Source organism: Luteibacter yeojuensis (genome assembly GCF_000964085.1).
Taxonomy (GTDB): domain Bacteria; phylum Pseudomonadota; class Gammaproteobacteria; order Xanthomonadales; family Rhodanobacteraceae; genus Luteibacter; species Luteibacter yeojuensis_A.
Map to the genome: position 1 here is coordinate 1 of NZ_JZRB01000014.1, position 11,694 is coordinate 11,694.

The following is an 11,694-nucleotide window of genomic DNA, read 5'->3' on the forward strand; positions in this document are numbered from 1 at the left end:
CGGGCCGTAGCGCCGCTTTCGCGACAACCGATGCACTGGGCGGCCCTCCGCTCATGTCGGCGCCAAGGGCCTGCCCACCCCCGAGTCGCTACGCCCCGTTTCGTGTGGCAAAAGCCAGTACGGCAGGGCGCCACGCTCGTCCAGCCCCGCCCTTGTGCACGCAGCGCACGGGGCGTTCGCGTTCGTGCGTGCGCGAGCCTTAGACGGGTTGCTGTTACCTGGAAGGGCCTATGCCTGCGAGCACGCCTGGCAAGTGGTCAGCGCTGACCACAGCAGCGCCCCGACCCACCGTTCGTTGCACACCTCATCAGAAGTTGCTTGTGCCCCATGGAACCGGGCGATTGGAATCGGTGGCGGGTGGGCCCCTGGGGCCGACATGAGTGGAGGGCCGCGTAGCGCAACGTAGTAGCGAGAGCGGAGCTACGGCCCGGTCCGAAGGTCCGCGACTGGCGGACCCAGGGGCCCGCCCGCCACCGAATCGCGAAGTGCCACCAGCTAGAGGCGGCGCATGCCGCTAGACCCATGCATTCGCATAAGCGAATGAACCGACGTTGAGGTGCGACACAGCGGCCGACCCCGGAAACGCGCGAAGGAACTTTTCATCGGCGACGCCCCGCAAGTGTGCAAAAAGCGGCCTTGGCAACCTTTGATCTTCACAACTCCACTTTTCGTAAGTGCTTGTTGAACAAGGCGGAAAAGAGGCAGGCCAAACGGCTTTTTGCATCGCAGCGTGACACGCCGCGGTAACAAGGTCTTAATTTGTCACCGGGGAATTAGATCGATCCAAGTTGAAAGCCAACTTGGAGGGGTGTGGGGGCCGGCCGGGGAAAGCACCGCCGGGCCTCGCAGGCCAACCATGGGGATGGGGAAGTCGCGACATGTATCCAGAATCTGTCCGTCATTTCATCGCACCGATCGTCGGCTCTTTCCGCGTGGCCGCAAGCCACGAACCTTTGCAGTAGCGCGTCCGATCGACCTGGAAGTTCCGTTGCCAACGGCCAGGGCGCTGTTGGTCGTCGCAAATTTAGATCGATCCAAGTTCCAGGAGAGGAGGACGCGTGACGTAATAAATCGCGCTTCTTGCAACGGCGGTCATACGGGGGATCGCCGGGTTCCGGGGCCCGCGAGGGGGCCTTAAAAAATCATTGAGGGAGATGACACAGATGAATCGTTCGACCCAGTTCTTCAAGCGCAAGCCACTATGCGCAGCGCTTGCCACCGCGACCCTGTCGCTCGCGGGCGTCGTGGGCATGCCCACCGCCGCCTTCGCGCAGACCGCCGCGCCTGCCACCACCAACGCCCAGGCGACGCCGCAGGACACCAGCGACGCGGGTAACTCGCAGGCCGACAAGACCAAGCGCGCCCAGCGCCAGAAGAGCGGCGACCAGACGCCCATCAACCTGGATACGGTGGTCGTCACGAGCTACCGCCAGTCGATCGACCAGAACGTGCAGGACAAGCGCGACGCGAACTCCATCGTCGAAGTGATCAACGCGCAGAACATCGCGCAGTTCCCGGCGAAGAACATCGCCGACGCGCTGGCGCACGTGCCCGGCGTGGTCATCAGCCGTGAATCGGGCGAAGGCAAGACCGTCAGCATCCGCGGCCTGGCCCCGGAACTCACCTACACCCAGTTGAACGGCAACTACGTTGCCTCGGCCGATACCTCGGCCGGCCTCACGCGTTCGTTCAACTACACCCTGTTCCCCGCCAACATGTTCTCGGACATCAAGCTCTACAAGAGCCTTGAGGCCCGCCTGGACGAAGGCGGCATCGGCGGCAACGTCGACCTGCGCACGCGCCGCCCGCTCGAGATGGCCGCCAACGAAGGCTTCGTCTCCGGCACGGCCGCCAGCTCCGATAACAGCAGCAAGACCGAACCCCAGGTCTCCGCGCTGTATTCGTGGAAGAACAAGGACGAGACGTTCGGTTTCCTCGTCGGCGGCTCGTACCAGAAGCGCCAGGCGAAGACGTACCAGGCTGACGCGACCAGCTGGCATTGGTGGTCGGACGATTGCAAGGACCACGACACCTGCACCCAGGCGCCGGTGGATGTCCACGGCAACCCGTACGGCCCTGCGATCAACAACAACATCGACCTGTGGGGCAATGGCGTGGTCGACCAGGCCGGCCGCCAGTACAACGGCTACTGGATGCCGCAGCAGTTCGCCACGAGCCAGAACGACCTGACCCTGAAGACCAAGGGCGCCCAGGCGACGATGCAGTTCAAGCCGAGCGACCACTTCCTGCTGACGGGTAACTACTTCCGCTTCGAACGCCAGCAGACCCAGATCACCAACACGCTCGAGATCCCCGAGTGGGGCCTGCCGAACAACAGCAACTACGCCGACCAGAACGGCCGCCTGCTCGCACCGAACGGCCTCACGTTCGACAAGTCGGGCACGATCGTCACCGGCGCGAACTACGTGCTGCCGCCCGCCGGCGTCGGCTGTAACTCGCAGACCAACCCGGTCACTGGCGCGGCGCGCCAGGCGGTGGATGTCTGCAACACGGAAATCCCCTGGCTCAACGGCAACTACTCCGTCGAGAAGGCCACGTCGCAGACCCTCAACCTTGAAGGTGAATGGGATACCGGTGGCGCGCTCAGCGGTACGTTCAACGTCGGCCGCACGTGGGCCAAGGGTGGCCCGTCGATCGAACTGGGCATGGCCGCCAAGCCGCGTAACTTCGTCAACGGCCAGTGGGTGAACGGCAGCAACGGTGCGTCGTGGACCACGACCGGCAATGGCAACACCGGCAAGCCGGGCATCAGCGCCGAGCAGGAAGTGCTGAACAACATGCTCGCCGGCGCGGGCCAGGTCGACCTGGGTTCCACCGGTTCGAACATGGTCAACACCACGAACTCGCAGAACTTCGCGCAGGCCGACTTCACCTGGATGTTCGATAACGGCTGGCTGCAGTCGATCCAGTTCGGTGGCAAGTACACCGATGCCAACGCCGAACAGCAGAGCAACGAAGTGCGCTGGTACTGCAAGGGCACGCAGTCGCAGTTCCAGACCTGCGATCCAAACGCCGGCCAGCTGCCCCCGGGCTTCCTGCTGCCGAACTACATCGACGGCGTGAACCACGCGTACGGCGACGATATCTTCCCGGCGATCAACTTCCCGGCCTACTACAACCACCTGAACGACACGTACGACCGCGTCCTCTACAACAAGCCGCAGAACAAGTCGTCGATCGGCGAGAAGATCGCCGCGGCCTACGTGCAGGCCAACTTCGACACCGGCACGGTGCGCGGTAACGTCGGCGTCCGCTTCGTCACCACGAAGCAGGACCTCACGGTCGCTAACCAGATCACCACCAACAACGCCACGTACTACCACGACGCGGCCGGCAACATCCTCATCTGCCCGGCCTCGGGCGTGAATGCGGGTGGTGGTGCGTGCGCCCCGGGCGATTTCCAGTACCTGCCGCGCGAAGTGTCGGTGGTCGAGAACTTCTCGAACTCGACGACGACCAAGCGCTACAACAAGTTCCTGCCGAGCTTCAACGTCGCGTGGACCATCGCCGACAGCTTCGTCCTGCGTGCCGCCGGCTCGCAGGCCCTGGCCCGCGCGAACTACACCGACCTGGCCCAGCTGGGCCAGCTGACCAACAACACGCAGGAGTACTACAACGACCGCAAGCAGTTCGGCGCACCCCTGCCGGGCTGGTACGGTTCCGGTGCCAACGCCGACCTGAAGCCGTTCACGGCCACGCAGTTCGACCTGGCCGGTGAGTGGTACTACGCACCGCACGGCGTGGTCGGCGTCGACCTGTTCAAGAAGAAGGTGAAGAACTTCGTCGTCCCGGTCACCGTCAACAACATCAACGTCGATGTTGCCGGCACCCCGACGAACTTCCTGCAGTACAGCACCAACGCCAACGGCCGCTCCGGTACGTCGAAGGGCGTGGAAATCTACGCGCAGCACACCTGGGACATGGGCTTCGGCTACATCGTCAACTACACGCTCAACAAGACCAACGAAACCGCGGTCTCGCTGGGCGATACACAGGTCGGCAAGGCCGAGCTGATCGGTAGCGCGAAGTACGCCGCCAACGTGTCGCTGTTCTATGAAAAGAACGGCCTGCTGCTGCGTGCCAGCGACAACTGGACCGGCCGCACCATGCAGGGCCTGGCCACCGGCCTGCCGATCTACGCGCAGCCGTACAAGCAGATCGACCTGAACGGTGACTATGAGTTCAACAAGCACTTCATGGTCACGGCCTCGATCATCAACTTCAACAAGGCACGCCCGCACACCTACCTCGGTGGCGATACCCGCGCACGCCTGGTCGAGCTGATGTACCCGGGCCGCCAGTACTACGTTGGCATCACCTACAAGTTCGGTGGCGACAGCGACAAGGAGTAACACTCGAGGGGCCGGGCAGATGGACTGCCCGGCCCCTTTCCATTTCAACGGATGAATCCCCGCTCCGTCGAAGGAAAGCACATGACCATCCCCCCGGCTCGTCACACGCGCCGCGCGCTCTTCATCGCGCTATCGATGCTCACCCTGGGTGCCGCCGCTGCGGACCAGGCAAAGCACGCCAAATCCTCGCCGTCGACCGCACCGGTCGAAATCGCCAACCCGCTTGTCGGCACGGCACCGCTGGACAAGCAGGAACTGATCGGCAATGCGCCGCCGCCCGGTGAGCCCGTCTACACCGGCATGACCACGCCAGGCGCGAGCCTGCCGCAGAGCGCGACCGAAGCCGCGCCCGTCAACATCAACGCCGACCTCGGTTTCGCGACCGGCGTGCCCGTCGCCTACGACTACAACCGCCCCGCCATGATCGGCTTCAGCGGTGGTGGCTCCACGTACGGCGCGCGCGGCGCACCGATCGTGGCACCCATCGTCGGTGACTGGACCGTACCGCCCGATTACCTGACGTCGTACTACGACAAGAAGACCGAAAAAGCCTCGCCGGGTTACTACGCCGTTGATCTCGCCACGTTCCACACCAAGGCGGAACTCACGGCGACGCAATGGACGAGCCTCATGCGGTTCACCTTCCCGCAGAGCCACCGCTCCAACGTCGTCATCAACCTGCGCCGCGCGGGCGGGGACGTGGAAGTGGTGGACGACCACACCGTGCGCGGCCAGGCTGCGAGCGGCAAGCGCGATCGCGATACCGATGGCCCGTACTTCGTCGCCGAGTTCTCGCGCCCGTTCACCAGCTTCGGCACGTTCCACAGCGAAGTGATGATGAAGGGCGAGGGCCTGGGCCGCGAAGACGTACAGGCCGGCCGCCGCAAGATCTCCGGCGACTATGCCGGCGCGTACCTCACCTTCGACACCAAGGCCGGCGAGCAGGTCGTCGTGCGCATCGCGCATGGCCACAGCGCCGAAGAAGCCGACCAGCGCCTGAAGGCCCAGGACAGCGACACCGACTTTGACCGCGTGCATGCGAAGGCGCGCGAGAAGTGGGCCGAGCTATTCAGCCGCGTGCAGGTGGAAGGCGGCACGGCGAAGCAGCGCATGCTGTTCTACTCGACGCTTTACCACTCGTTCGCCAGCCCACGCATGATCGCCCGCAAGGGTGAGCACTACACGGATTCGCAAGGCCAGGACAAGGTCGCGGATTACGACCACTATGGCCCCGTGCCGTACTGGGATACCGGCCGCAACCAGATTGCGTTGCTGATGCTGATGCAGCCGACGGTGGTGCAGGACATCATGCGTTCCGAGCTCGACCGGGCGCGCGAACGCGGTTACATGAACACCTCGTTCCACGGCGACCATGCCGTGTTCATGTACGACGGTGCGTGGCAGCGTGGCATCGATTTCGATTACAACGCCGCGTACGAGTACCTGCGCAAGAACGCCACCGACCCGAAGGGCCCGCGCGGTTACCTTGCCGAGTACGACAAGCAGGGCTGGATCTCCGACGAGATCCCCGACGGGAACCCGAGCCCGCCGCACGCCGGTGGGAAAGCAGGCGTGGCCACCACGCTGGAATACGCGTGGGACGACCATGCGCTGGCCGACTTCGCCCGCCGCCTGGGCAAGACCGACGACGCCGCGATGTTCGAGAAGCGCGCCGCCAACTACCGCAACGTGTTCGACCCTTCCGTGGGCTTCATGCGCGGCCGCACGGCCGACGGCAAGTGGATCTCGCCGTTCGATCCGGGCGAGCCGTACTACAACTTCATGATGAAGGAAGGCTCGGGCTGGTCGACGCTGTGGCTGGTGCCGCACGACGTGCAGGGCCTGATGGACCTGCTAGGCGGCCGCGACAAGTTCAACGCCAAGCTCGATGCGTTCTTCTCCACGCCTTATGCGCCCAAGGGCATCTGCCGCGATTGCACGGGGCTTATCGGCCAGTACGTGCAGGGTAACCAGCCCGACCAGCAGGCGGCCTACCTGTATGCATGGAGCGGCGAGCCGTGGAAGACGCAGGAACTCACCCGCCGCATCCTCGCCGAGATGTACGGCAGCGATAGCACGGGCTACGGCTACCCGGGCATGGATGACCAGGGCTCCACCTCGTCGTGGTATGTGCTCAGCGCCATGGGTTTCTACCCCGTCGACCCGTCGCGCCCCGAATACATCCTCGGCAGCCCGCTGTTCGATCGCGTGCGCCTGACGCTCGGCAACGGCAAGGTGCTCGAGATCGTCGCGCGCAACAATTCGGACACGAACAAGTACATCCAGTCTGCGACCCTCAACGGCAAGCCCTGGACCAAGCCCTGGTTCAGCCACGCAGATGTCGTGAATGGCGCGACGCTGGTGCTCACGATGGGCCCGAAGCCCAACAAGACGTGGGGCAGCGATCCGCACGATGCACCGCCGTCGATGACGACGGCCAAGAACTAAGGACAAACGGATGATGCGATACACCCTCCTCGCCGCCGCGCTCGCCCTGGGCGCCACGGCGACGGCCACCGCCGCCGACCAGCCCGCCACGTGGAGCGGCAAGCCCGCCGTGCTGGCCACGCCCTGGACCACCAAGGTGGACCCGAAGAACGCGCTGCCCGAATACCCGCGCCCGCAGCTCGCGCGCCCCTCGGCGGCCCAGCCGCGCTGGATGAGCCTCAACGGGCTTTGGGAATTCGCCGGTGCCGACAAGGCCGCCGCGCCCACGTTCGGCAAGGCGCTCAGCGAAAAGGTGCTGGTGCCTTACCCGATCGAGTCCGTGCTCTCCGGCGTGCAGAAGCACAGCGACTACATGGTCTACCGGCGCATGGTGGATATCCCCGCTGACTACACGGCCAATGGCCAGCACGTGCGCCTCAACTTCGGCGCCGTGGCCGACGACGCCACCGTGTACGTCAACGGCAAGCAGGTGGCGAAGCACCAGGGCAGCTACACCTCGTTCGGCGCGGACATCACCGCGGCGCTGAAGCCGCAGGGCCAGCAGGAAATCGTCGTGGCCGTGCATGCGCCGGTCGATGGCGAAAACATCATGGTGGGCAAGCAGCGCCTGAAGCCCGAGGGCATCTTCTACACCCCGGCCTCGGGTATCTGGCAATCGGTGTGGCTCGAGCCCGTGCCCGCCGCCAGCCTCGCCCAGCTCGAGTTCACGCCGGCGGCGTCGCTCGATGCCTTCACCGTCAACGCGAAGGTCGATGGCGCCGCCAAGGGCGGCACGCTGCACGTCGTGGCGTATGCCGATGGCAAGCAGGTGGGCGAGGCCAACGGGCCGGTAGGCAAGCCGCTGCGCCTTGCCGTGCAGCAGCCGCACCTGTGGAGCCCCACCGACCCCTTCCTCTACACCTTCAAGGCCACCCTCGACCAGGGCGGCAAGAAGGATGAGGTGGAAAGCTACGCCGGCCTGCGCACCATCGCGATCAAGAAGGTGGGCAAGTTCAATCGCATCGTGCTCAACGGCAAGCCGACGTTCCTGCTCGCCACGCTAGACCAGGGCTACTGGCCCGACGGCATCCACACCGCGCCCACCGATGACGCGCTGAAGTTCGATATCCAGAAGACCAAGGATTTCGGCTTCAACACCATCCGCAAGCACATCAAGGTGGAGCCGGCACGCTGGTACTACTGGGCCGACCGCATCGGCCTCATGGTGTGGCAGGACATGCCCGCCATGCCCAACGGCCACAACGACAAGATCAGCGAGGCCGACAAGGCGCGCTTCCGCAAGGATGTCACCGCCATCGTGCAGCAGCTGAAGGGCACCACGTCGATCATCGGCTGGATCCCCTTCAACGAAGGCTGGGGCCAGTGGAGCATCCCGGCCGCCGGCGAGCTCTCGACGCTGATCAAGAAGGTGGACCCGAGCCGCATCGTCAACGCGCGTAGCGGTTACAACTGCTGCGACACCAAGGGCGACGTGCATGCCGGCGACATCATCGACGTGCACGACTACCAGGGCCCCGGCCTGCCGAGCCCCGACGCCACCCGCGCCTCCATGGATGGCGAACATGGCGGCCTGACCCTGGGCGTGGCCGGCCACGTGTGGCCGAACACCGCCATCAACCCCTACGGCGACGTGAAGGACGCCGCGGCGCTCAACGCGGGCTACGTGGCCAACACCGCCGTGCTGCGCGACAAGGGCCCGGCCGTGGGCATGTCGGGCAGCGTCTATACGCAGATCACCGACGTGGAAGGCGAGCACAACGGCCTGTACACCTACGATCGCCAGGTCGAGAAGGTGGACGAAGCCAAGGTGAAGGCGATCAACGAGGCCACCATCAAGGCTTTCGAGACGCCGTAAGCGCTTCGGCAGGGATGGGCAGGGGTGTCGTAGCCCCTGAGACCGGATTGGCGTACATTTGTACGCATGTCCGAACCCATCCCCATGACCCGCCTGCACAAAGGCCGCGGCGCCGCCTCCAACCCGGAGGGCCGCTTCGAATCCACGCGGTACCAGGCCGAGGACGATGGCTGGTACCGCGAGGATGACGACCGCCGCCCCGCCACCAGCGTTCGCGAGGAAATCGCCCGCAGCGTCGTCTCGCGTAACGACTCGCCTGACATCGGCTTCGACCAGGCCATCAACCCCTACCGGGGCTGCGAGCACGGGTGCATTTACTGCTACGCACGCCCCTCGCACGGCTACCTGAACCTATCGGCCGGCCTCGACTTCGAGACCAAGCTCTTCGCCAAGACCAACCTGGCCGACGTGTTGCGCGACGAGCTGGTGAAGAAGAACTACACCTGCAAGCCGATCAACATCGGCAGCAACACGGACCCCTACCAGCCGATCGAAAAGAAGTGGCGGCTCACCCGTGCCGCGCTGGCGCTGCTCAACGAGTGCCACCACCCTTGCACCATCGTCACCAAGAACGCGCTGATCGAACGCGACATCGACATCCTTGCGCCCATGGCCGAGCGGAACCTGGTGCAGGTGTTCATCTCCATCAACTCGCTCGACAACAAGCTCGCCTCGAAGCTGGAGCCGCGTGCGTCGGCGCCGCATCGCCGGCTGCAGGCGGTGAAGGCATTGCGTGATGCCGGTATTCCCGTGGGCGTATTGGTTGCACCGATCATTCCTGCACTGAACGAGAAGGACGTGGAGGGGATCATCGAGCGTGCCGCGGCGGATGGGGCGAATTCGATTGGCTACACGTGCATCCGGCTGCCGCATGAGCTAAAGCAGCTGTTCCGGGAGTGGCTGGATATCCACTACCCCGACAAGGCGGCGCACATCATCAGCCTCATCCAGCAGATGAATGGTGGGAAGGACTACGACAGCAACTTCGCCACACGCATGCGGGGGCAGGGGATTTTCGCGGACATTATCCGGAAGCGGGTGCAGGTGGCTTCAAGAAAGGCAGGGCTGCATCGGGCATGGGATACGGTGCTGGATACGTCGCGTTTCGTCCCGCCGCGGGTGCATTCGCCACAAGGGGAGCTGTTCTAAATCTAAAGCTTACGGCTACAGCGAGCGTCTGCGGCTAGTAAGACGCTTTTGCATATGCGCGCTTGGCTTCGCGCAAAGCCGGGCTGCATCGGGCTTGGGATACGCTGGCCACGTTCCAGATGATACAGCGCGGTGCGTTGCCCTTGCTCAAGGCCTTCGCCTCCGCACCCTTGCCCCAGAACGCAATCGCCACGTCGAGCGGTTGGTCGGACGCGAGCAGCTCTTTAACGGCCCGCGAATACCCATCCCCTGCCACGAACATCGACGTGCCCTCCCTATGCCACTCAGAAAATGAAATCACACCCGCCAGATCGCAGGCAATACCCCAATGCCTGGAGGCGCCGCGATTAACGCGCCCCGCGCTTTGCGGGAAGAATGCGCTCGATCAGGCGCTCCAGATCCGTCGCCTCACGGCGCATCAGGTTCTCGCCGCTGCACGCGGGGCAGGTGTCGAAATGCGTGACGCCTCGGAGAAGCATGTCTCCCGCCGGCATCGTGGTCGTCCGCCACTCGCAATCAAGGCACTCGAACGTCCAGCTATGCACCTTGCCCCATACCATCACAGTGCATCCGTCGAATTATTGACGGACGACAGATAAGTGCACAGGCCGAAGAAGGCAAAGCCGTACACCACAGTGGCGCCGATAAACTTGAACATATCAATACTCCCAAAACGCAAATAAATTTCACGCCGCGTCGTGAAGCCGGGTCGGCATCCTTGCCGTGACAGGCGCTCCGTCCCATCCCATTTTGCATTTCGATGCGACATACTGCGTCGCACATCGATGCATCATGGAGAGCATCGAGAGCCTCAGGGGGCGATAGTTGTGAGTGCTGCCACAAAGGACACGGTCTGGCGCCAATGGAGTCTTTTGCGCCTCATGCCGCGCGCACCGACCTGGACCACGGCGTCCGAGTTGCGCAAGGCTTTGGCCAGACAGGGTATTGAAGTAAGCAGGCGAACCATCGAAAGGGATCTTCAGGTCCTTTCGGGTCGTTTTCCCCTGCTCGCGGACGAATCCAGCAAGCCATTCGGCTGGTGCTGGGCGAGGGATGCGAACTTCCAGTTCACTCCAAGGCTGAGCGCATCCCAGGGCGTGGCACTTCTGCTTGCGCAGGCCCATCTGCGGACACTACTGCCGAGCTCCGTGCTAGCGGAACTCATTCCTCTGTTCGACCTGGCCGACCAGGAGCTTGCGCATGGCGACTGGAGTGACTGGCACCGACGCACCGCGGTCGTACCGACGTCACTGTCGTTGCTCCCTCCATCGATCGCGCCCGGGGTGCTGAACGATGTGCACGAGGCGCTGCTCTCGCGCCGCCAGCTGATGGCCTCCTATCGCTCCAAGGGCGCGACGGAGGCCCGCGAAACGACGATTCATCCGCTTGGCCTGATCGTTCGCGGACCAGTGCAGTATCTCGTCTGCACGCTGTTCGACTACGGCGATATCCGCCAACTTGCACTGCACCGGCTGTCGGCTACGAAGGTCTCGCCTGAGCGCAGCGTGATGCCCGTCGGGTTCGATTTCACGGATTATGTCAGGCCGGCCATGAAGTACGAATCGGAAGGGCCTGTGCGCCTCGTTGCGCACTTCACGCCCGATGCCGCGGACCATCTCCGTGAGACAGCGCTCTCTAAAGATCAGCGCTTGGTGGACCTTGCTGGGACCGGGCGAATCGAGGTCACGGCCACCGTGGAACTGGACCAAACCCTTCGCTGGTGGCTCAAGGCATTCGGCAGCCGGGTCGAAGTGCGGGAGCCCGCGGCACTTCGCGAGGAGTTCGCAGCGGACCTGAGAGCCAGCCTCGCGCAGTACGACGCGGCCTGAGTCTGCAACTGTCAACGAGCACTGAATATGACCAAGGAAC

Annotated in this window: 7 protein-coding genes; 5 read left to right on the forward strand and 2 right to left on the reverse strand. The window is 64.1% G+C overall.

From position 1 onward, the window contains the following. The first annotated feature begins 1,163 nt into the window (after nt 1-1,163). The 4 genes from VI08_RS06575 to VI08_RS06590 all read left to right on the forward strand — a co-directional run bounded on the left by VI08_RS06575 (nt 1,164) and on the right by VI08_RS06590 (nt 9,825). Nucleotides 1,164-4,373, forward strand: a complete 3,210-nt coding sequence (locus tag VI08_RS06575) for a TonB-dependent receptor (RefSeq protein ID WP_045828768.1) — start codon at nt 1,164-1,166, stop codon at nt 4,371-4,373. A gap of 81 nt (nt 4,374-4,454) precedes the next feature. Continuing rightward, nucleotides 4,455-6,821: a GH92 family glycosyl hydrolase gene (locus VI08_RS06580; RefSeq protein ID WP_045828769.1), complete on the forward strand. Its 2,367-nt coding sequence runs from the start codon at nt 4,455-4,457 to the stop codon at nt 6,819-6,821. Between the two features lie 10 nt (nt 6,822-6,831). Beyond that, nucleotides 6,832-8,676, forward strand: coding sequence for a glycoside hydrolase family 2 protein (locus tag VI08_RS06585; RefSeq protein ID WP_052697724.1), 1,845 nt, complete (start codon nt 6,832-6,834; stop codon nt 8,674-8,676). Nucleotides 8,677-8,742: 66 nt separating this feature from the next. After that, complete coding sequence (locus VI08_RS06590; protein ID WP_232309485.1) at nt 8,743-9,825, forward strand: PA0069 family radical SAM protein; 1,083 nt, start codon at nt 8,743-8,745, stop codon at nt 9,823-9,825. 34 nt (nt 9,826-9,859) lie between these two features. On the opposite strand, the gene VI08_RS06595 is transcribed toward VI08_RS06590, so the two are convergent. Together VI08_RS06595 and VI08_RS06600 are read right to left on the reverse strand one after the other, a co-directional pair. Beyond that, the gene (locus tag VI08_RS06595) at nt 9,860-10,087 is read right to left on the reverse strand and encodes a hypothetical protein (RefSeq protein WP_045828770.1); all 228 of its coding nucleotides are present in this window, start codon (nt 10,085-10,087) and stop codon (nt 9,860-9,862) included. A gap of 85 nt (nt 10,088-10,172) precedes the next feature. Continuing rightward, complete coding sequence (locus VI08_RS06600) at nt 10,173-10,385, reverse strand: hypothetical protein (RefSeq protein WP_045828771.1); 213 nt, start codon at nt 10,383-10,385, stop codon at nt 10,173-10,175. Between the two features lie 321 nt (nt 10,386-10,706). Between VI08_RS06600 and VI08_RS06605 the strand changes: the two genes are divergently transcribed. Beyond that, nucleotides 10,707-11,654: a helix-turn-helix transcriptional regulator gene (locus VI08_RS06605; protein ID WP_045828772.1), complete on the forward strand. Its 948-nt coding sequence runs from the start codon at nt 10,707-10,709 to the stop codon at nt 11,652-11,654. Nucleotides 11,655-11,694 lie beyond the last annotated feature (40 nt).